Annotated in this window: 19 protein-coding genes; 9 read left to right on the top strand and 10 right to left on the bottom strand. The window is 66.3% G+C overall.

The genetic code is table 11. The features are described from left to right. Positions 1-78 precede the first annotated feature (78 nt). The 4 genes from ACWGKJ_RS20745 (at position 79) to sigM (ending at position 7,178) form a co-directional block, all read left to right on the top strand. Positions 79-2,370 carry a DUF6049 family protein gene (locus ACWGKJ_RS20745; protein ID WP_385017257.1) on the top strand — a complete coding sequence of 764 codons (2,292 nt, stop codon included), beginning with the start codon at positions 79-81 and terminating at the stop codon, positions 2,368-2,370. Positions 2,371-2,416: 46 nt separating this feature from the next. Next, a complete protein-coding gene (murJ, locus tag ACWGKJ_RS20740) occupies positions 2,417-4,576 on the top strand; it encodes a murein biosynthesis integral membrane protein MurJ (RefSeq protein ID WP_385017254.1) in 2,160 nt (719 codons plus the stop codon). Positions 4,577-4,704: 128 nt separating this feature from the next. Beyond that, positions 4,705-6,438, top strand: coding sequence for a protein kinase family protein (locus ACWGKJ_RS20735; RefSeq protein WP_385017251.1), 1,734 nt, complete (start codon positions 4,705-4,707; stop codon positions 6,436-6,438). A 26-nt stretch (positions 6,439-6,464) separates the two neighbouring features. Further along, positions 6,465-7,178 carry an RNA polymerase sigma factor SigM gene (sigM, locus tag ACWGKJ_RS20730; RefSeq protein ID WP_385017248.1) on the top strand — a complete coding sequence of 238 codons (714 nt, stop codon included), beginning with the start codon at positions 6,465-6,467 and terminating at the stop codon, positions 7,176-7,178. 391 nt (positions 7,179-7,569) lie between these two features. On the opposite strand, the gene ACWGKJ_RS20725 is transcribed toward sigM, so the two are convergent. Then, positions 7,570-7,836: a hypothetical protein gene (locus tag ACWGKJ_RS20725; RefSeq protein WP_385017245.1), complete on the bottom strand. Its 267-nt coding sequence runs from the start codon at positions 7,834-7,836 to the stop codon at positions 7,570-7,572. A 13-nt stretch (positions 7,837-7,849) separates the two neighbouring features. Between ACWGKJ_RS20725 and ACWGKJ_RS20720 the strand changes: the two genes are divergently transcribed. The 3 genes from ACWGKJ_RS20720 (at position 7,850) to trxA (ending at position 9,546) form a co-directional block, all read left to right on the top strand. Next, entirely contained in the window at positions 7,850-8,071 is a 222-nt protein-coding gene (locus tag ACWGKJ_RS20720; RefSeq protein ID WP_385017242.1) for a hypothetical protein, read from the top strand. Between the two features lie 106 nt (positions 8,072-8,177). Beyond that, positions 8,178-9,152, top strand: a complete 975-nt coding sequence (trxB, locus tag ACWGKJ_RS20715; RefSeq protein ID WP_385017239.1) for a thioredoxin-disulfide reductase — start codon at positions 8,178-8,180, stop codon at positions 9,150-9,152. A 49-nt stretch (positions 9,153-9,201) separates the two neighbouring features. Continuing rightward, entirely contained in the window at positions 9,202-9,546 is a 345-nt protein-coding gene (gene trxA, locus ACWGKJ_RS20710) for a thioredoxin (RefSeq protein ID WP_385017236.1), read from the top strand. 86 nt (positions 9,547-9,632) lie between these two features. On the opposite strand, the gene ACWGKJ_RS20705 is transcribed toward trxA, so the two are convergent. From ACWGKJ_RS20705 to rpmH, 9 genes are all read right to left on the bottom strand, one after another. Beyond that, positions 9,633-10,250, bottom strand: a complete 618-nt coding sequence (locus tag ACWGKJ_RS20705; RefSeq protein WP_385017234.1) for a GNAT family N-acetyltransferase — start codon at positions 10,248-10,250, stop codon at positions 9,633-9,635. Between the two features lie 309 nt (positions 10,251-10,559). After that, positions 10,560-11,666 carry a ParB/RepB/Spo0J family partition protein gene (locus ACWGKJ_RS20700; protein WP_385017232.1) on the bottom strand — a complete coding sequence of 369 codons (1,107 nt, stop codon included), beginning with the start codon at positions 11,664-11,666 and terminating at the stop codon, positions 10,560-10,562. Continuing rightward, the gene (locus ACWGKJ_RS20695; protein ID WP_385017442.1) at positions 11,663-12,739 is read right to left on the bottom strand and encodes an AAA family ATPase; all 1,077 of its coding nucleotides are present in this window, start codon (positions 12,737-12,739) and stop codon (positions 11,663-11,665) included. Before ACWGKJ_RS20695 ends, ACWGKJ_RS20700 begins: the two co-directional genes overlap by 4 nt. Before the next feature lie 249 nt (positions 12,740-12,988). Continuing rightward, complete coding sequence (rsmG, locus tag ACWGKJ_RS20690; RefSeq protein WP_385017229.1) at positions 12,989-13,705, bottom strand: 16S rRNA (guanine(527)-N(7))-methyltransferase RsmG; 717 nt, start codon at positions 13,703-13,705, stop codon at positions 12,989-12,991. A gap of 104 nt (positions 13,706-13,809) precedes the next feature. Continuing rightward, positions 13,810-14,322, bottom strand: a complete 513-nt coding sequence (locus ACWGKJ_RS20685) for a Jag family protein (RefSeq protein WP_385017226.1) — start codon at positions 14,320-14,322, stop codon at positions 13,810-13,812. A gap of 15 nt (positions 14,323-14,337) precedes the next feature. Continuing rightward, positions 14,338-15,648: a membrane protein insertase YidC gene (gene yidC / locus ACWGKJ_RS20680; RefSeq protein WP_385017223.1), complete on the bottom strand. Its 1,311-nt coding sequence runs from the start codon at positions 15,646-15,648 to the stop codon at positions 14,338-14,340. A gap of 3 nt (positions 15,649-15,651) precedes the next feature. After that, a complete protein-coding gene (gene yidD / locus ACWGKJ_RS20675; protein WP_164258231.1) occupies positions 15,652-15,981 on the bottom strand; it encodes a membrane protein insertion efficiency factor YidD in 330 nt (109 codons plus the stop codon). Beyond that, on the bottom strand, positions 15,978-16,349 hold the full coding sequence (rnpA, locus tag ACWGKJ_RS20670; RefSeq protein WP_164258230.1) for a ribonuclease P protein component: 372 nt from the start codon (positions 16,347-16,349) through the stop codon (positions 15,978-15,980). The genes yidD and rnpA overlap by 4 nt, the downstream gene beginning before the upstream one ends. Positions 16,350-16,367: 18 nt before the next feature. Next, positions 16,368-16,505 (bottom strand): 50S ribosomal protein L34, encoded by a 138-nt coding sequence (gene rpmH / locus ACWGKJ_RS20665; protein ID WP_030990579.1) that lies wholly within the window; start codon positions 16,503-16,505, stop codon positions 16,368-16,370. 363 nt (positions 16,506-16,868) lie between these two features. On the opposite strand from rpmH, the gene dnaA reads away from it, so the two are divergent. Together dnaA and dnaN are read left to right on the top strand one after the other, a co-directional pair. Next, the gene (gene dnaA / locus ACWGKJ_RS20660) at positions 16,869-18,647 is read left to right on the top strand and encodes a chromosomal replication initiator protein DnaA (RefSeq protein ID WP_385017217.1); all 1,779 of its coding nucleotides are present in this window, start codon (positions 16,869-16,871) and stop codon (positions 18,645-18,647) included. A gap of 838 nt (positions 18,648-19,485) precedes the next feature. Further along, complete coding sequence (dnaN, locus tag ACWGKJ_RS20655) at positions 19,486-20,616, top strand: DNA polymerase III subunit beta (protein ID WP_385017439.1); 1,131 nt, start codon at positions 19,486-19,488, stop codon at positions 20,614-20,616. The last annotated feature ends 49 nt before the right edge of the window (positions 20,617-20,665 follow it).

The raw sequence follows: 20,665 nt of genomic DNA, 5'->3' as shown, positions 1-20,665 counted from the left end.
GGCGCATCGTTACCATGCGTGGACGCAGCAACCGAGAACCACCGAATCAGCCGACGAAGACGAGGGACGGGCAAGCGCGTGGCCGAGGCGGCACACTTCCAGGAGATGACTCCTTCTCCTGCCCGCCGGTGGCTGCGGCGCACAGCGTCGCTGCTCGCCGGTGGAACGCTCATGGCGGGCCTTTTCTACGGTCCGGCAGCGGCCCCTGCGCAAGCTGCCGTCACTGCACAGAGCACTGGCGCAGTAGCCGTCAGTCTTGATGCGCTGTCTCCCAGTGCACCGGTGAAGGGCGACACCGTCACCATCACGGGCACAGTGACGAACAAGCGCAAGGAAGCCATCACCGACGCCCACGTCGGTGTCCGTGTGGGCCCGCGCCTTGCCGGCCGATCGGCCATCGATGACGCGGCGAAGCACGCCTCGGACCTGACGGGCACCGACCCGCAGGAGGTCGGCGGCAAGTACACACAGAAATTCGCGAAACTGCCCGCGGGGATCAGCGAGGACTTCTCGATCTCCGTCCCCGTGAGCAAGCTGAGTCTCGACGCGGACGGCGTGTACCAGCTCGGCGTCTCCCTCTCCGGCCAGACACCCAGCGCCCCGTACGAGCAGGAGCTCGGCATCCAGCGGACCTTCCTGCCGTGGCAGCCCACGCCACAGAGCAAGAAGACACAGATCACTTCGGTGTGGCCGCTCATCTCGAAGGTCCATCTGCGAGCCGAGACCAGCGCAGACGCGCAGCAGACCCCGGTCTTCGAGAACGACGATCTGGCGGAGGAGCTAGCCCCCGGCGGCCGGCTGGAGCAGATGGTGTCGCTGGGCCGTTCCCTGCCGGTCACCTGGGTCATCGACCCGGATCTGCTGGCGAGTGTCGACGCGATGACCCGGAACTATCAGATCCAGGTCGGAGACACCCAGGTCGCGGGCAAGAACCAGGCCGTCGCCAAGAAATGGCTGAGTGATCTGGAGGACGCGGTAAAGGGCCAGCAGGTCGTCGCGCTGCCGTTCGCCGATCCCGACCTCGCCTCACTGGCACACCACGGCAAGAACGTCCCCGGTGCTCTGAGCCATCTGCAGTCGGCCACCGAGATCGCCGGCAAGACCGTGCAGACGATCCTTCATGTGAAGGCGTCCACCGATTTCGCCTGGCCCGCCAGTGGGGCGATCGACCCTTCGATCGTCGACGTGGCCACTTCTGCCGGGGCCCACAATGTGATCGCCAGCAGCGACAGCCTGGACGAGACGGCCGGACTGCCGTACACCCCCACAGCGGCCCGGCCCATCGGCGGTGGCACCACCGCGGTGGTCTCCGACTCCAGGCTCTCCCATGCCTTCCAGGGAGACATGGCCGAGGCGGGAGCCTCCACTCTCGCCGTGCAGAACTACCTCGCCCAGTCACTCGCCCTGACCCTGCAGGAGCCGTCGAAGCAGCGCAGCATTGTCGTCGCCCCCCAGCGGATGCCGTCCGTCAGTCAGGCCCAGTCGATGGCGAGCGCACTGCGCACACTCGACGAGAAGCGCTGGACCCAGCCTCTCAGCCTCACCGATGCGGCCAAGGCCAAGGCGGACCCCGACGCGACGACGAGGGTGCCGAGCTCATCGGCGTACCCATCGTCCCTGCGCCGCCAGGAACTACCGGTCAAGGCGTTCCAGGACGTCAGGACCACACAGTCCACGCTCGACAACTTCAAGATCATCCTTAGCCAGCCGGACCGGGTGGTGACGCCCTTCAGCAACGCCATGGACCGGTCCTTGGCGACCTCATGGCGCGGTGACGCCAAGGGAGCGAGCTCCTACCGCGCCGGGGTCCAGTCCTATCTGCTGAGCCTCACCGGAGAAGTGCAGATCGTCCAGAAGTCCGACATGACGCTGTCCGGACGCAGTGCGACGATCCCGGTGACCGTGCAGAACAAGCTGCTCCAGCCCGTCAAGCACCTGGTGCTGAAGCTGCGCTCGACCAGCCCCAACCGTCTTCAGCTGGGAGACGACAAGGCGGCCGTCGCCGAGCAGCCTCTGGAGATCGCGGGCGGCCACAGCCAGACGGTGAAGTTCACCACATCGATCAACGCCAACGGGCCCGTCAGGGTGTACGCCCAGCTCTTCACGGAGGACGGCACACCGTACGGCAGTGCCAAGGCGATGCCTTTCACCGTGACGGTCTCGGAGATGACACTGACGGTCATGCTGGTGATCGCCGGAGGTCTGCTGCTTCTGGTACTCGCCGGAATCAGGATGTACACGCATCGCAAGCCTGCCGCTCGGGCGGCCGCTGCTGGCGGCGACGACCCGCAGCAGCCGAGTGACCCGGAGGCGGACACCGGAGCGGAAAACGGCAACCCGTCGGGCACGGGTGAGAAAGTGGACCGTTGAGCGATGTCGTGGCCGGCCGGCCGGGGACGATGAGGTGGGGTAACCAATGAACGCGCCGTACGACGGTGACCGTGACCAGGGTGCTGGGGGCGGGGCTGCGTATTCCGGTGGGACACCCCCCGAGCCGCCCGCGGGCCAGGATCAGCCTGCCCCGGATCCATATGTCCAGGACGCCTACGGCTACGACCCGTACGGGGCATACGGCCTCGGCGCCCAGGACCCGGTGGCGGATGCGCTCTACGACCGTGCGTCCCACCCCCCGCCTCCCCCTGGCACATACGCCGAAACGCAGCCGATGTACCAGCAGCCGCCCGCCGCGCAGTACCCACCGGACCCCCGGGTGTGGGCCCAGACGCCGCCACCCGAGCCGGACGGCCCGTCCCGCTACCTTCCGTACGGGGATGACGCGACGACTCAGTTCGTCGGCGTCGACGATCTGGTGACCCAGGCCGGGAACGAACCGGAGCAGCAGGACGCGTTCGCCCATCTCTTCCGGGACCAGCAGGGAGCCGCCCCCGTCCCGCCCCCCGGTGGCCCGCAGGAGCCCGCCCCGATCGATCCTCCCCCCGAGAAATCGGGCGGCGCATCCGGCCTTCTGAAGTCCAGCGCGGTGATGGCCGCAGGGACCCTGGTCTCACGTCTCACCGGCTTTGTGCGCACCATGGTGATCACTGCCGCGCTGGGTGCGGCGCTCCTCGGCGACTCCTTCACCGTGGCCTACACACTGCCCACGATGATCTACATCCTGACCGTGGGCGGCGGCCTTAACTCCGTCTTCGTGCCACAACTGGTGCGCTCGATGAAGGAGGACGGCGACGGCGGCGAGGCCTACGCCAACCGTCTGCTCACCGTCGTCATGGTGGCCCTCGGAGTCATCGTCGGAATCGCGGTCTTCGCCGCACCACTGCTGATCCGGCTGATGTCCCTGCCCATCGCCGACGATCCGGCTGCCAACCACGTCGCTGTCACCTTCGCGCGCTACTGCCTGCCCACCATCTTCTTCATGGGTGTGCACGTCGTGATGGGGCAGATCCTGAACGCCCGCGGAAAGTTCGGCGCGATGATGTGGACCCCGGTCCTCAACAACATCGTCATGATCTTCACCTTCGGGCTGTTCATCTGGGTCTACGGCACAGCCGCCGACTCCCACATGAAGGTGACGACCATCCCCCCGGACGGGGTGCGGCTGCTCGGCATCGGCACCCTGCTCGGTCTGACGGTCCAGGCCCTCTCAATGATCCCCTACCTGCGGGAGGCCGGTTTCCGCTTCCGCCCGCGCTTCGACTGGCGCGGACACGGTCTCGGCAAGGCCGTGAAGCTCGCCAAGTGGACAGTCCTGTTCGTCCTCGCCAACCAGGCGGGCGTCCTGGTGGTCACCCAGCTCGCCACCGCCGCGGGCAAGGACTCCGGGCGGTCCGGCGCAGGCATCATGGCCTACTCGAACGCACAGCTGATCTGGGGAATGCCCCAGGCGATCATCACCGTCTCGGTCATGGCCGCCCTGCTGCCGCGGATCTCCCGTGCGGCCAATGACGGAGATGTCGGCGCGGTCCGCGACGACATCTCGCAGGGGCTGCGGAACTCCGCCGTCGCGATCGTTCCGGTCTCCTTCGTCTTCCTGGCCCTGGGCGTACCGGTCTGCACCCTCCTGTTCGCCTCCAGCGGTGTCCAGGCCTCCCAGTCCATGGGCTACGTCCTGATGGCCTTCGCGCTCGGCCTGATCCCGTACTCGGTGCAGTACGTCGTCCTCCGCGGCTTCTACGCGTACGAGGACACCCGCACCCCCTTCTACAACACGGTCATCGTCGCCGCGGTCAACGCCGCGGCCTCCGCGCTCTGCTACGTCGCCCTCCCGTCCCAGTGGGCGGTGGTCGGCATGGCCGCCTCTTACGGGCTGGCCTACGCGGTCGGTGTCGGGGTCGCCTGGCGCCGGCTGCGCAACCGTCTTGGCGGGGACCTGGACGGCGCCCACATCCTCCGTACGTACGCCCGTCTGGCCCTGGCCTCCCTCCCGGGAGCCATCGTCGGCGGCGCCGTCGGATTCGGCATCATCCGGGAACTCGGGGAGGGTGTGCTGGGATCGGTGGCTGCGCTGGTCGTCGGGGGCGCCGTACTTTTCGGTGTGTTCTTCGTCGCCGCGAAGCGCATGCGGATCGCCGAGCTCAACTCGATGGTGGCCATGGTGCGCGGTCGCCTGGGCCGCTAGGCGCCGAGCGCATCGCACAACCATCGTCCGACGCTGCGTGTCGTGCATAGCGGCGGACTGTGGGCACAATTGGCATGGCTTTGCAGACTGGTCGACAGCGCGCAACGGATGGGGAGGCAGGAACGACGGTGGCGGAACGTAGCACGGCTGCCGTCGACGTGGCCGACAACAGTGGCGACAAGCCGCTGGCCGCCAAGGCGGACAAGGCCACGGCCGACGGCACGGCGGAACCTCAGGAATCGGCTGATACCACGGCCGGTGAAGGCACCCAGGACGGGGAGAGCGAGAAGAAGCCGACAGAGTCCGCGGGAGCGCCCGAGCTCCACAGTGGACACAAGCTCGCCAGACGCTACCGCCTTGAGGAGTGCGTCACCCGTCTGGACGGTTTCAGCAGCTGGCGTGCGGTCGACGAGAAACTCCGGCGCGCTGTCGGTGTGCATCTGCTCCCCGCTGATCACGCCCGGGCACGCGCCGTACTCGCGGCCGCCCGGTCCTCGGCTCTCCTCGGCGACCCGCGCTTCGTGCAGGTCCTGGATGCCGTCGAGGAGAACGATCTCGTCTATGTCGTGCACGAATGGCTGCCCGACGCGACAGAAATCACCGCGCTGCTCGCTTCTGGCCCCCTGGAGGCCCACGACGCCTACCAGCTCGTCAGCCAGGTCTCGCAGGCCATGGCCGCCGCTCACCGTGAGGGCCTGTCCCATCTGAGGCTCACACCGAGCGCTGTTCTGCGCACCTCTTCCGGGCAGTACCGCATCCGCGGTCTCGCCGTGAACGCGGCACTCCGCGGCATCACATCGGACACTCCCCAGCGCACGGACACAGAGGCCATCGGCGCCCTGCTGTACGCCTCACTGACGCAGCGCTGGCCCTACGAAACCGATGCCTATGGTCTCTCGGGCCTGCCCAAGGGCGTCGGCCTGCTCCCCCCGGATCAGGTACGGGCCGGCGTGAACCGGGATCTCGCGGAGATCGCGATGCGTGCCCTGGCCAACGACGGCGCCACCGCGTCCCGCCAGGAACCGCCCTGCACCACCCCCGACGAGCTCGCCAAGGCCGTCGCCGCCATGCCTCGGATCCGGCCGCCCGAGCCCGCCTACACGCCTCCGCCCGAGTACCAGCGCACGAACTACCAGCAGGGCACCTACGGCCGCCCGGCGACCGGTGCAAGGGTGGCGCCGGCTCAGCCGGTGGCCGCTCCTCCGCCGCCGCTCCAGGGCCGCACCGGCAAGGTGCTCAAGTGGTCCGTCTCTGCGCTGCTGATCGCCGCGCTGGGTCTGGGCAGCTGGCAGCTGGCCGACACACTTCTGGACCGGGGCAAGCACCCCGGTGACACGGACACCAGCCAGACCAGCAACGGCAACAACAACGGCACCGGCAAGCAGAAGGCTCTTCAGCCGCTTCCGGTCAAGGACGCAGCCGAGTACTACCCGGACGGGAAGCCCCAGCACCCCTCCGACGTCGCAAAGACCTACGACGGTGACAGCTCAACCTACTGGCGCACCTACTCGTTCAAGGACGGCCCTCAGCTGGCCCCCTTCAAGCAAGGGGTGGGGATCGTCTACGACCTGGGATCGGCCAAGGACGTGTCGGCTGCTTCCATAGGGCTGCACTACTCGGGCAACGAGACAGCAATCTCCCTGTACGCGGCCGATTCACTGTCCCCCTCTGCGCCGCTGGACTCGATGAAGAAGATCACTTCGACGACCACCTCCGGCACGACAGCGCGTTTCAAGGCAGACAAACCGGTGAACACGCGCTATGTACTGGTCTGGATCACGGCCATGCCGGATTCGCCCGGGGACCAGTACAGCGGCGCGGGGTACAAGCAGGCAATAACGGATGTGAAGTTCTCCGGCTGACCAGGGACAGGGGAGGGGGCTCACCGTTGGACGACACCGCACTCGGTACCGCCGACGACCAGGAGTTGCTGGCTGCCCACGTCGCTGGCGACGCCGATGCCTTCGGTGAGCTGGTACGCCGCCACCGAGACCGGCTCTGGGCCGTTGCCCTGCGCACGCTCGACGACCGTGAGGAGGCCGCCGACGCCGTTCAGGATGCTCTGGTCTCCGCCTACCGCGCCGCCCACACCTTCCGGGCCCAGTCGGCCGTCACCACATGGCTGCACCGCATCACGGTCAACGCCTGCCTCGACCGAGCCCGCAAAGCCGCGACGCGGAAGACCTCACCCGTCGATGACACGGAGCGCCTCGATCAGCTCCTCGAGCCTCATGAATCCGCCGAGGCACCAGCGGAACGGCAGGATCTGCACCGCGAACTCATCAAGGCCATGACCACCCTGCCAGCAGACCAACGCGCTGCCCTCGTACTCGTCGATATGCAGGGCTATCCGGTGGCGGAGGCTGCCCAGATTCTCGACGTGCCTACGGGCACCGTGAAGAGCCGCTGTGCGCGCGGCCGCGCAAGGCTCCTCCCTCTCCTCTCCCATCTGCGTCCGAAGCGGGCGGAGACAGGAAGCGACAGCCCGGCCGACACGGTAAGGAACCGGATGCCGGGGGCATCCGTCCCACCTGCGTCGAGGCCGAAAGACGTGGGACCGCAGGATCCTGCTGCAGTGAAGGGCGGAGGTGGACGCGCATGACATCGACGGCCGACACGTCTCAGCACCCCGATGTTTCAGAGATCGCTGACCTCTCCGAAGGTCTCCTTACGCCATCCCGTGCAGGGGAGATAGAACAGCACATCGAGTCCTGCTCACTCTGTTCCGATGTCAGGAGTTCGCTCCGCGAGATTCAGGAGCTGCTCACCGTTGAGCCCGCGCCCGGGCTTATGCCCCCCGATATCGCTGAGCGCATCGACGCCGCTCTGGCTGCGGAGCCCCTGCCCGAACCCCGGCCGGACGAAGGCACGAGGCGTGTTTCACGTGAAACATCGCTCCCCTCACACAGTACGGAGCCCACTCACCGCAACCGCCCGTCAGGCCGTCCTCGTGCCACCACGGGCCCAGGACGAACCCGTGCGGCACGGCGACGTCACGTCGCCGCTCTCAGCGCGGCTTTCGGGGCAGCCGTCATCGGCATCGGCGCGTTCTTCCTGCAGTCGTCGTCCACTCCATCGAGCAGTGACACCAGGGCCGCGGAGAAGGCGTCGAAGCGCGGCGGGACACCCGTATTCGCCGATGCCGCCCTGCAGGGCCAGGTGCACTCCCTGCTGGCCTCGGACACCTCAGCGACCACGGCCTCCCCGCAGGAGAAGAGAGCCCCATCGGTCCATATGGACTCCGGCCCGACAACACTCAAGAACGGGACCTCCGTGTCCGTGCCCTCCTGTATCGAGAAGGGCATAGGACGCGCAGACGGCCCGATCGCTGCCCAGAAGGGAACCTACAAAGGCTCCGATGCCTTCCTGGTCGTACTGCCGCACCCCACCGACACCAGCCGGGTCCAGGCGTATGTCGTGGACGCAGCATGCGTACACGCCGCCCCGTCCTCGCGCGGCAAGGTGCTCCTGACCCACGTCTATCCCCGCGGCTGACCCTTACGGGAATGCATGCCCCGTAGGATCCGTTGGGTGGGGTGAGAGTCCGCTGGACTTGGCCCCAGTAGGCAGCAAGCAGTCCGCAGAGACGAGGAAGAAACCCGTGAGCGACGTCCGTAACGTGATCATTATCGGCTCCGGGCCCGCCGGTTACACCGCCGCGCTCTATACCGCGCGCGCGTCACTGAAGCCGCTGGTCTTCGAAGGTGCAGTCACCGCCGGTGGTGCGCTCATGAACACCACCGAGGTGGAGAACTTCCCCGGATTCCAGGACGGCATCATGGGACCCGACCTGATGGACGGCATGCGCGCTCAGGCAGAGCGCTTCGGTGCCGAGCTGGTTCCTGACGACGTCGTCGCCGTCGATCTGACCGGTGAGATCAAAACCGTCACCGACACCGCCGGCACCGTGCACCAGGCCAAGGCGGTCATCGTCACAACCGGCTCGCAACACCGGAAGCTGGGTCTGCCGAACGAGGACGCCCTCTCCGGACGCGGTGTCTCCTGGTGTGCCACGTGCGACGGCTTCTTCTTCAAGGACCAGGACATCGCCGTCGTAGGCGGCGGCGACACCGCGATGGAGGAGGCCACCTTCCTCTCCCGGTTCGCCAAGTCCGTCACCATCGTCCACCGCCGGGACACTCTGCGTGCCTCCAAGGCCATGCAGGAGCGCGCCATTGCCGACCCGAAGATCAAGTTCGCCTGGGACAGCGAGGTCGCGGTGATCCACGGCGAGCAGAAGCTCTCCAGCCTGACGCTGCGCGACACCAAGACCGGAAAGACCTCTGAGCTTGCCGTGACGGGCCTGTTCATCGCCGTCGGCCATGACCCGCGTACTGAGCTGTTCAAGGGCCAGCTGAACCTGGACGACGAGGGTTACCTGAAGGTCGACGCGCCTTCGACGCGGACCAACCTCACCGGTGTCTTTGGCGCTGGTGACGTTGTCGACCACACCTACCGTCAGGCCATCACCGCTGCCGGGACGGGCTGCTCCGCCGCCCTCGACGCCGAGCGCTTCCTCTCGGCCCTCGCCGACAGCGAGAAGGCCGCTGAGCCCGAGAAGATCGCCAGCACCTGATCGTTGCTTTCCCCATCCCGAACAACCCGTTAAGAAAGAGGAGCCCGCCGTGGCCGGCACCCTGAAGAACGTGACTGACGCCTCCTTCGAAGAGGACGTCCTCAAGAACAACAAGCCCGTTCTGGTCGACTTCTGGGCCGCTTGGTGCGGTCCGTGCCGCCAGATCGCCCCGTCTCTCGAGGCCATCGCCGCGGAGTACGGTGACCAGATCGAGGTCGTCAAGCTCAACATCGACGAGAACCCGAGCACTGCCGCGAAGTACGGCGTGATGTCCATTCCGACGCTCAATGTCTACCAGGGCGGCGAGGTGGCCAAGACCATCGTCGGTGCCAAGCCGAAGGCCGCGATCGTTCGCGACCTTGAGAGCTTTATCGGCGACGAGGCCAAGGCCTGACGCCACCAACGTTTCACGTGAAACAGGGGCCGCCCTTCGGGGCGGTCCCTGTTGTCATAGTGCGGTCACTTCTGTGAGAGCCATCCTCACAGCGGACGCAGCACAGGATCCTTCTTCACTGCACCCAGGAGACGGTCCAGGGCAAGCTCCACGTCCTCTTTCCAGGACAGAGTCGTACGCAACTCAAGCCGCAATCTCGGGTAGTTCGGGTGTGGCCTCACCGTCTTGAAACCGACCGCAAGCAGATGATCCGCGGGGAGCAGGCACGCGGGCTCCTTCCACCGAGCATCGGCGAACACCTCGATCGCCTTGAAGTTCCTCCGCAGCAGATCCTTCGCCACCGTCTGCACCAGCACCCGCCCCAGCCCCTGCCCCTGATATCCGGGTGCGATCCAGGCAGTTATCAGCTGCACGGCATCGGGAGACACCGGGCTCGTCGGAAAGGCCAACGAGCGTGGCACATAGGCAGGTGGCGCATAGAGAACGAAGCCCACCGGCACATCATCGACGTAGACAACCCGACCACAGGAACCCCACTCCAGCAGTACGGCCGAGATCCAGGCTTCCTTCTCCAGCTCTGGCGTACCAGCCTTTATCGCGGCTTCCCCACTGACGGGATCGAGCTCCCAGAAGACACATGAACGGCAACGCTGGGGAAGGTCCGGAAGGTTGTCCAGCGTGAGCGGTACAAGCCGACGCCCCATGAACGGTGTTCCTCACTTCTCTCACCGGCCGCTTCGCAAGCGGCACTCAGGACGCTCCACTCCCTGAGCAGACTGCCGACGAATCCGCCGACGACACCCAGTCCCAGTCCAGCAGTCACCAGCCGGCTGCGGTGCACCGTTCGCATGGGCCCCTGCCCTCCCTCCGCAATGGATCAAGGTGGATGCGCCATACCAGAACGCATCGTATCCATCCCGGCGTTCAGACGGATACCGTGAGAAAGCAAAGGGTGGGACGTGCTCCGCGCTACCGGATACGCCCCACCCTGTGTTCAGCTCCCCGCCGCAGATTCAGCTCTCGTCCTCTTCGACGGCTTCCTCCGCGCTCTGCTTCTCCAGGACGCGTCCTTCACCGGGGGCGAGCGAGCCGAGGATCCGGTCCAGATCATCCATTGAAGCGAACTCGACGACGATCTTTCCCTTCTTCTGCCCCAGATCGACCTTCACCCGCGTCTCGAAGCGGTCCGAGAGCCGTGAGGCGAGATCCGAGAGCGCCGGCGACACTCGCGCACCGGCCCTGGGGCCCTTGGCCTTCGGGGTGCTCTGCGGACGCGACTGCATCAGCGTGACGATCTCCTCGACCGCACGGACCGAGAGACCCTCCGCCACGATGCGGTGCGCCAGCCGGTCCTGCTCTTCGCAGTCGTCCACGGACAGCAGCGCACGGGCATGTCCGGCAGAGAGGACACCGGCCGCGACCCTGCGCTGCACCGGGGGCGAAAGCCTCAACAGCCTTAGTGTGTTGGACACCTGAGGCCGCGAGCGACCGATCCGGTCAGCGAGCTGATCGTGTGTGCAGTTGAAATCCTTGAGCAGCTGATCGTAAGCCGCAGCCTCTTCCAGCGGGTTCAGCTGGGAACGGTGAAGGTTCTCCAGCAGCGCATCCAGAAGAAGCTTTTCGTCGTCGGTGGCTCGGACGATCGCCGGAATGCGCTCCAGACCCGCCTCGCGACAAGCCCGCCAGCGTCGCTCACCCATGATGAGCTCGAAGCGTTCGGCCCCGGCCTGACGTACGACGACGGGCTGCAGCAGGCCCACCTCCTTGATGGAGGAGACAAGCTCAGCAAGGGCGTCATCGTCGAAGACCTCACGCGGCTGACGCGGGTTGGGCGTGATCGCGTCCAACGGCAGTTCAGCGAAGTAGGCACTCGTGGGCTCCGTGCGCTCTGACGCAGCTGAGGGTGCCGACTCTTGCGCGGGGACCATCGATTCCGGTGAAACAGGTGCGGTCGGCAAGGCCGCCAGCTTCGCAGCTGCCACACCTCGCTCCGCTGTCATCACTGGTGCAGTGCCCGTGGAGGACGCCGCCTCAGCACCGGCGAGTCCCACCTTCTCCTGGGGTGCGGCGGGGATCAGCGCACCGAGTCCACGTCCCAACCCCCTGCGTCGCTCACTCACTGGATCCCCTCCGACATGCTCCGCTGACTGTTCTGACTGCCCGTATGCGCGTGCCGGCCGTCGTAGTGCACATCGACACCCCGCAATGCGATCTCACGAGCCGCTTCAAGGTACGACAGCGAACCGCTGGACCCTGGGTCATAGGTGAGGACCGTCTGCCCATAGCTCGGGGCCTCAGAGATACGGACCGACCGTGGAATGCTGGTCTTGAGGACCTCGCGAACGAAGTGGCTGCGCACCTCATCCGCCACCTGCGAGGCAAGACGAGTTCTGCCGTCGTACATGGTGAGCAGAATCGTCGACACATGCAGCTCCGGATTGAGATGCCCACGGACCAGGTCGACGTTCCGCAGCAGCTGTCCCAGCCCCTCAAGTGCGTAGTACTCGCACTGAATCGGGATCAGCACCTCGGCACCGGCCACCATCGCGTTGACGGTCAGCAGGCCCAGGGACGGCGGGCAGTCGATCAGGATGTAGTCCAGGGGCTGTTCATACGCCTGGAGCGCTCGCTGAAGGCGACTCTCCCGGGCCACGAGGGAGACCAACTCGATCTCGGCGCCCGCGAGATCAATAGTGGCCGGGGCACAGAAGAGGCCCTCGACATCGGGCACGGGCTGGACCACTTCGGAGAGCGGTCGACTATCCACCAGAACGTCATAGATCGACGGGACTTCGGAGTGATGGTCGATCCCCAGTGCCGTAGAGGCGTTCCCCTGAGGATCCAGGTCAATCACCAGTACACGCGCGCCATGCAGCGCGAGTGAGGCGGCGAGGTTGACCGTTGTTGTGGTCTTACCGACGCCGCCCTTCTGGTTCGCGACCACCATGACGCGTGTCTGCTCCGGCCGCGGCAGGCCTTCTCCGGCACGACCGAGAGCTTCTACAGCCAGTTGGGCAGCGCGACCAATAGGGGTGTCGTCCATCGGCGGCGGTGTTTCACGTGAAACATCATCTGCCGCCGACTCGGTACGGGGACCGGGGACCGGATCGGTCATCGGTCCCGCGATGTTGGCGTCGGACCGCAAGGATTCACTCTCCTCGACTTCAGGCTCGCAATGCACAGAGCCTGCCATGCTTTCGGGGTTGTGAACCAGCGAGGCATGTTCTTCTGTGGATGAATCCACCTTTGGGGACAACTCTGTGGCCCCAAAGGGCCTACGATCACGCGGCGTGGAGGCAGCGCGACTGCGACTGATGATCCCATGCAGCAGAGAGCGACGTTTCACGTGAAACAAGATGCCTCTGCTGCCGCTTCACAACGTCACGACACTCCGAATTGCCCCCATTTACCAGCTTTAGCGGCGTTCCGGCCGCGTGATCACCTATCGACGCCGCCGGCTACGGCTCACCCGAGCCGCCTTGGCCCGCTTCGCTGCGAAGCGAACACCCCCTGGGCTCTCCCCCACCTCGACCCGCACCACCGTGGACAGCGGATCGACGATCCCTTCTCCAACCTGAAGCACTGAAGTCTCAACGACACCAAGCTTGCTGAGAGCGGCCCGTGCGCCCTGAATTTCCTCTTCAGCGGTATCGCCCTTGAGGGCCAGCATCTCCCCGTACGGACGCAGCAGCGGCACACCCCACCCAGCGAGCCGGTCCAGTGGAGCCACTGCCCTGGCCGTCACCACATGGACCGGGGGGAGCTTGCCCAGGACCTCTTCCGCCCGGCCACGGACAACCGTCACATGGTCGAGCCCCAGCAGTTCCACCACTTCCTGCAGGAAGTTGGTCCGCCGTAGCAGGGGCTCCAGCAAGGTGATCTTCAGATCCCTGCGTACCAGAGCCAGCGGGATGCCCGGCAGTCCTGCACCGGAACCCACATCGCAGACCGTCACACCCTGGGGAACCACCTCGGACAGCACCGCGCAGTTCAGCAGGTGCCGCTCCCAGAGCCTGGGCACCTCACGCGGGCCGATCAGCCCACGCTTGACCCCCGCGTCCGCCAGCAGCTCCGCGTAGCGAACGACTTCCGGGAAGAAGTCGCCGAAAACCTCATGCGCTACTTCCGGTGCCTGGGGGAGCTCCGCTGACTCCGTCACGGGGACCGTCCTTCCTTACCGCGATACCGCATGGATGGCTGACAACAGCTGACAAAGATCGGCCCCGCCTGCGAACAGACGGGGCCGACAGAACAATGCACCGGTCAGGCCGGAAGCACAACGACGAAGCGCTGCGGCTCCTCGCCCTCGGACTCACTGCGCAGCCCAGCGGCGGCAATCGCGTCATGCACGACCTTGCGCTCGAACGGCGTCATCGGGTCCAGCTTGACGGGCTCACCGGAGCTCTTCACCTCATCGGCCGCCTTGGCGCCGAGTGCGGCGAGTTCCTCACGCTTCTTGGCCCGGAAGCCCGCGATGTCCAGCATCAGGCGGCTACGGTCCCCGGTCTCCCGGTGCACCGCGAGCCTGGTGAGTTCCTGGAGAGCCTCCAGCACCTCACCGTCGCGTCCCACAAGCTTCTGAAGGTCGCGGCTGCTCGCATCACTGATGATCGAGACCGCAGCACGGTCGGCCTCGACATCCATATCGATGTCACCGTCGAGGTCCGCGATGTCGAGCAGCCCCTCGAGGTAGTCAGCCGCGATCTCGCCTTCCTGCTCCAGCCGGCTCAGGGTGTCGCCCTCAGCGGCGGCGGGGGTGATGGTGCCTTCCGTCACGGGATGGACTCCTTCTTACTTCTTGGACGGGTGCTTGGGCCGCTGCTGGCCCTTGCGCTGCCCGGGCTTGGCTTGGCGTGCATTACGGGAAGCAGGCTTGGAGTCCGGCTCGGAACCGGACTCCGCCGCGCTCTTGTCCAGCGAGGTCTTCTCGGAGGAAGCATCAGCCCCCTTGGGGGCGGACTTCTCCGAGGCCTTCGTCCCACCGGTCTGCGCCTGGCCTGCCTGAGCAGCACCCGTCTGGCGCTGCGCCTTGGTCTGGCGCTTGGGCTGCTGACGCTTGGGCGCTGCCTCAGCCAGGCTGACGCCTTCAGCCTCGGCGGCCACAGCCGCGTCGCTCTTCTCCACGGTGCCGTCGGCCTGGGCCACGAGGCCGGCCTTGCTCAGCGTGGTGATGAACTTACGCTCGGCGTCGTTGCGGTCCTTCGTCTCCTTGGAGGCGATGCCCTTGATGATGTTGCGCTGGTGGCGGGTCCGCGTCGAACCATGTGCGATGAGGTGCTTCTGCATCCGCTCCAGCAGACCGGACTGTGCCTGGCTGCCCGGCGTCGGATTCCGGTGGATCACGAACATCTGCTGTCCCATGGTCCACACGTTGGTGGTGAGCCAGTACACGAGAACACCGACGGGGAAGTTGACACCCATCACTGCGAACATCACCGGGAAGACGTACATCAGCATCTTCTGCTGCTGCATGAACGGCGTCTTGACGGACATGTCGACGTTCTTCGTCATCAGCTGACGCTGCGTGTAGAACTGCGACGCGGACATCATGATGATCATGACCGCGGTGACGATACGGACGTCGGTCAGTGAGGCGCCCAGCGCCGCGACCTTGTCCGAGCTGTCCATGAACTTCGCCGCCAGCGGGGCGCCGAAGATGTGCGCCTTCTGTGCGCTCTCCAGCAGCGGCTTGTCGATGTACCCCTTCGTCTGCCCGTTGGCGATGGCAGAGAGTACGTGGTAGAGCGCGAAGAAGAACGGCGACTGAGCGATGATCGGCAGGCACGAGGAGAGCGGATTGGTACCCGTCTCCTTGTACAGCTTCATCATCTCTTCGGACTGACGCTGCTTGTCGCTCTTGTAGCGCTCCTGGATCGCCTTCATCTTCGGCTGGAGCGCCTGCATGCCACGGGTCGACTTGATCTGCTTCACGAAGAGCGGGATCAGGCAGATCCGGATCAGGACCACCAGGGACACGATGGACAGCCCCCAGGCCCAGCCCGTGTCGGGGCCGAAGATGGCTCCGTACAGCGAGTGGAACTGGACGATGACCCAGGAAACTGGGGTAGTGATAAAGCTGAACAGACTGGCAATCGTGTCCACTAATCAGGCTCCTTGAGCATTGGGCGAGGTCTCTGCGGCCGGGCCGGTCTCCTGACCGGAGTGCCCGCCCTTGCTTTTCCGCCACGCATTGCGCAGCAGTTCGTGCCAACGCGGACGTTTGCGCGGCGGAACGTGGTCCACGCCACCCGGCGACCAGGGGTTGCATCGGAGGATGCGCCAGGCCGTCAGTGCCGTTCCCTTCACCGCACCGTGCCGGTCGATAGCCGTATATCCGTAGTGGGAACACGACGGGTAGTACCTGCAGACAGGCCCCAGAAGCGGGCTGATCGTCCACTGGTACAACTTGATGAGAGCCAGCAGCGGGTACTTCATCGCGCGCCCCCTCCCAGCAGCCGCGCCAGGGCGGCGTCCAGGTCTCGGGCCAGCTGTGCATGGTCGGCGGTGCCCGCGCCGGGCAGCGCCCGTACGACAACCAGGCTACCGGGGGGCAGCTGAGGGAGCCGATCGCGCACCAGATGGCGAAGCTTCCGCTTCACTGCGGTGCGGACGACCGCTCCGCCCACTGCTTTGCTTACGACGAAACCCGCACGTGTCGGGGGAGTGCTCTCCCCAGGCACATGCGGGTCCGTTGTACCGCTGCGCAGATGGACGACGAGCAACGGGCGACCAGCCCGGCGCCCTCGTCGTACTGCGGCTGCGAAGTCCTCGCGCCGCCTCAGCCGATTCTCGGTAGGCAGCACGTCATGACCTGTACGAGATCAGGCGGACAGGCGGGAGCGACCCTTGCCACGGCGGGTCGCCAGGATGGCGCGACCGGCGCGCGTGCGCATACGGAGACGGAAACCGTGGGTCTTCGCGCGACGACGGTTGTTCGGCTGGAAGGTGCGCTTGCTCACTCGGGGGCTCCAGAAATGAATCGGGTGATGGCGGGACATCGCCTGGCTGTCACCGTGCGCCCACGAGTAGCTCGCGAATACGCCCGTGTGCACCGCTCACGACCACAGATCGTGATCATTGCCCATCGGAGGCAGGCGGCAGCAGCCATCGACAACTCGACCTGGTCACGGTACGCGCGACTACGCCATCCGGTCAAACCGGCCCTTACGTCGGCCCCCACTGTGCACAGGCTGTGGACAACAACTTGAACCGTGCGGGTCGCCCTGACTACCTTGGCGGAACTCCCAAGTCTTTTTCCTGCCTGTCTTCACCCCCCGTCCCGAGAACCACACATTCGTGGGACCTGCGAGAGAGCGTGCCCTGTGGCTGACGTACCTGCCGATCTTGCCGCAGTGTGGCCACGAGTACTCGAACGTCTCCTCGGCGAGGGCCAGCAAAATATCGAGCCGAAGGACAAGCAGTGGGTCGAGCGCTGCCAGCCGCTGGCGCTGGTGGCGGACACCGCGCTTCTCGCCGTCCCCAATGAATGGGGCAAGCGGGTCCTCGAAGGCCGGCTCGCACCTCTCATCAGCGAGACGCTGAGCCACGAATGCGGCCGCCCGATCCGGATCGCCATCACGGTCGACGACACCATCGGTGACCCCTCGCCGCCGCCCCCGCCGATGCAGCAGCCCCCGCAGCAGCAGCGCTATCAGCACCCGCAGCACGACGAGCCGCGGCACGGCGACACGTACGAGCGGCACGGCGACACCTACGACGGGTACGGCCAGGGCTCGTCGGACGACGGACTGCCGACCGCCCGGCCCGCCTACCCGGACTACCAGCAGCAGCGTCCGGATCCCGGCGCCTGGCCGCGCACTCAGGAGGACCTCTCCTGGCAGCAGCCCAGGCTCGGCGGCTTCCAGGAGCGTGACCCCTATACAGGCCCGCGCTCCCCGTCGCAGCACGACTACCGACAGCAGCCGGAGCGCCAGCAGTACGAGCAGCCGCGGCCCGAGCGCCACGACCTGCGCGACCACCAGTCCTCGCAGCGCCAGCTGCCGGCTCCGAGCGGAGCACCGGGGCCGCTGGCCGCACAGCCAGGCCCCGCTCCCGGCCCGGGTGAGCCGCAGGCCCGGCTGAATCCCAAGTACCTCTTCGACACCTTCGTCATCGGTGCGTCGAACCGCTTCGCGCACGCGGCCGCCGTCGCTGTCGCCGAAGCGCCGGCCAAGGCCTACAACCCGCTGTTCATCTACGGGGAGTCCGGGCTCGGCAAGACTCACCTGCTGCACGCCATCGGTCACTACGCCCGGAGCCTCTACCCGGGAACCCGGGTGCGCTACGTGAGCTCCGAGGAGTTCACCAACGAGTTCATCAACTCGATCCGCGACGGCAAGGGCGACACCTTCCGCAAGCGCTACCGCGATGTCGACATCCTCCTCGTCGACGACATCCAGTTCCTGGCGAGCAAGGAGTCGACGCAGGAGGAGTTCTTCCACACCTTCAACACCCTGCACAACGCCAACAAGCAGATCGTGCTCTCGTCCGACCGGCCGCCGAAGCAGCTGGTGACCCTGGAGGACCGGTTGCGCAACCGGTTCGAGTGGGGTCTCACCACCGATGTACAGCCGCCTGAGCTAGAGACACGGATCGCGATCCTCCGCAAGAAGGCGGTCCAGGAGCAGCTCAACGCCCCTCCGGAAGTCCTTGAGTTCATCGCCTCCCGCATCTCGCGCAACATCCGCGAGCTGGAGGGGGCTCTGATCCGGGTGACGGCGTTCGCGTCGCTCAACCGCCAGCCGGTCGATCTCGGGCTCACCGAGATCGTTCTGAAGGATCTGATTCCCGGCGGTGAGGACGCGGCCCCGGAGATCACCGCGAGCGCCATCATGGCGGCGACGGCCGACTACTTCGGGCTGACCATCGAGGATCTCTGCGGATCCTCGCGCAGCCGTGTACTGGTGACGGCCCGGCAGATCGCGATGTACCTCTGCCGTGAGCTCACTGACCTCTCACTGCCCAAGATCGGGGCGCAGTTCGGCGGCCGGGACCATACGACCGTGATGCATGCGGACCGGAAGATCCGGGCCCTGATGGCCGAGCGGCGGTCCATCTACAACCAGGTCACAGAGCTCACCAACCGCATCAAGAACGGCTGACCGAAGGGCTTTCAGAGCCTGCGAAGGGCGCCCGGGGACTCGACTCCCCGGGCGCCCTTCGCCGTTCCGCAGCGTTCTCCGCATGTTCCTCACACCGACGGTGTTCGAATACGGCGCTGCCCACGTATGTTCTCCACAGCATCGGGGGCGATGGCCCGTCCACACCCTGGGGACTGATCAGTTGTCCAGATCGTGTCCACAGGCGAACCACCTGAGACTTCATCAGTCCAGGTCAGGAGGGTGTGGATTTGTGGCCAACCGCTGTCCACAGCCTGTGGACCGATTTTTCTTCCACAGGCCTGGGGATTCGTTGTCCACCGGCAGCCCACAGGCACGGCCCTGTTGTCCCCAGCTTCTCCACACCCTTGTCCACTGTTCGGCAACGAAACACCCGCGGTCACCGGGTCGAGTGAAAGCCGTCACACCAAGGTGGTCGGTTGGGCTGTGGGCAAGGTGGGTAAAGCTGGGGATGGAGCTGGGGAGAAGTACCCCTCCCCTGTGCACCGGGTGTGCAGAACTTTTCGCCGTCCACAGAGCCGCGTACTTTTCCACCGGCTCCACCCACAGGCGCAGTGGACAAAAAAGCGGCTCTGAGCTGCGTAAACGGGGTTATCCACGGTTTCCACAGGCCCTACTACTACTACCCCCTAGAGTTACCGGGGAATTGGCTTCGAAGTGGGCGCTGTGCACAACTCGCCGCCGGAGCCCCTGGTGCCTCCCGGCTCGACTTGACCCCGACGCGCACCGAGTGTCGGTGGCGTACGTCAGACTGGTCCCCGGCAAGAAGCCGACGACGAAGGCCAGCAGGGCGAGCGAGCAACAGCAGGAGGCGGTTCCGGTGAAGATCCGGGTGGAGCGCGATGTACTCGCGGAGGCGGTGGCCTGGGCGGCCCGCAGCCTTCCGGCCCGTCCGCCGGTGCCCGTTCTTGCGGGCCTGCTGCTGAAGGCGGAGGAAGGCACGCTGAGCCTCTCCGGCTTCGACTACGAGGTCTCGGCGCGGGTCTCGGTGGATGCGGAGATCGAGGAGCACGGCACCGTCCTCGTGTCGGGCCGGCTGCTCGCCGACATCTGCCGCGCCCTTCCCAACCGCCCGGTGGAGATCTCCACCGACGGCGTCCGTGCGACGGTGGTCTGCGGCTCCTCCCGGTTCACTCTCCACACCCTTCCTGTGGAGGAGTACCCGGCGCTGCCGCAGATGCCGACCGCGACCGGCACCGTCCCCGGTGAGGTCTTCGCGTCCGCCGCGGCCCAGGTGGCCATCGCCGCGGGCCGTGACGACACACTGCCCGTGCTCACCGGCGTACGGATCGAGATCGAGGGGGACCGGGTGACCCTGGCCTCCACCGACCGCTACCGCTTCGCGGTCCGTGAGTTCCTGTGGAAGCCCGAGGACCCGGAGGCATCCGCGGTCGCCCTGGTGCCCGCCAAGACGCTCCTGGACACCGCAAAGTCGCTGACCAGCGGTGACACCGTGACGCTCGCCCTGTCCGGGTCCGGCTCCGGTGAGGGGCTGATCGGTTTCGAGGGTGCGGGCCGGCGGACGACCACGCGGCTCCTCGAAGGCGATCTGCCGAAGTACCGGACGCTCTTCCCCACCGAGTTCAACTCGATCGCCGTCATCGAGACCCCGGCGTTCGTCGAGGCCGTCAAGCGCGTCTCCCTCGTCGCCGAGCGGAACACCCCGGTGCGGCTCAGCTTCGAGCAGGGCGTGCTGATCCTGGAGGCAGGATCCAGCGACGACGCACAGGCTGTGGAGAGGGTGGACGCCAAGCTCGACGGTGACGACATCTCGATCGCCTTCAACCCGACGTTCCTGCTGGACGGCCTCAGCGCGATCGACTCCCCGGTCGCCCAGCTCTCCTTCACGACGTCGACCAAGCCCGCGCTGCTGAGCGGCCGCCCCGCTCTCGATGCCGAGGCGGACGACGCGTACAAGTACCTGATCATGCCGGTGCGGCTGTCGGGCTGAGCCGGTTCGGGGCCGTACGTCTGAGCGGGTCACCCCGCAGGTGTGTACC

It is taken from the genome of Streptomyces sp. NPDC054757, from assembly GCF_053612185.1.
Note: the sequence above shows the minus strand (reverse complement) of the source record. Positions and strands in the feature narration are given on the sequence as shown.

Coding starts and splice junctions, on each gene's coding strand:
- murJ (WP_385017254.1), top strand. CDS start 2,417: ATGAACGCGCCGTACGACGGTGACCGTGACCAGGGTGCTGGGGGCGGG.
- ACWGKJ_RS20705 (WP_385017234.1), bottom strand. CDS start 10,250: ATGGGGCGTCGGCTTGTACCGCTCACGCTGGACAACCTTCCGGACCTT.
- ACWGKJ_RS20695 (WP_385017442.1), bottom strand. CDS start 12,739: ATGGCAGGCTCTGTGCATTGCGAGCCTGAAGTCGAGGAGAGTGAATCC.
- yidD (WP_164258231.1), bottom strand. CDS start 15,981: ATGAAGTACCCGCTGCTGGCTCTCATCAAGTTGTACCAGTGGACGATC.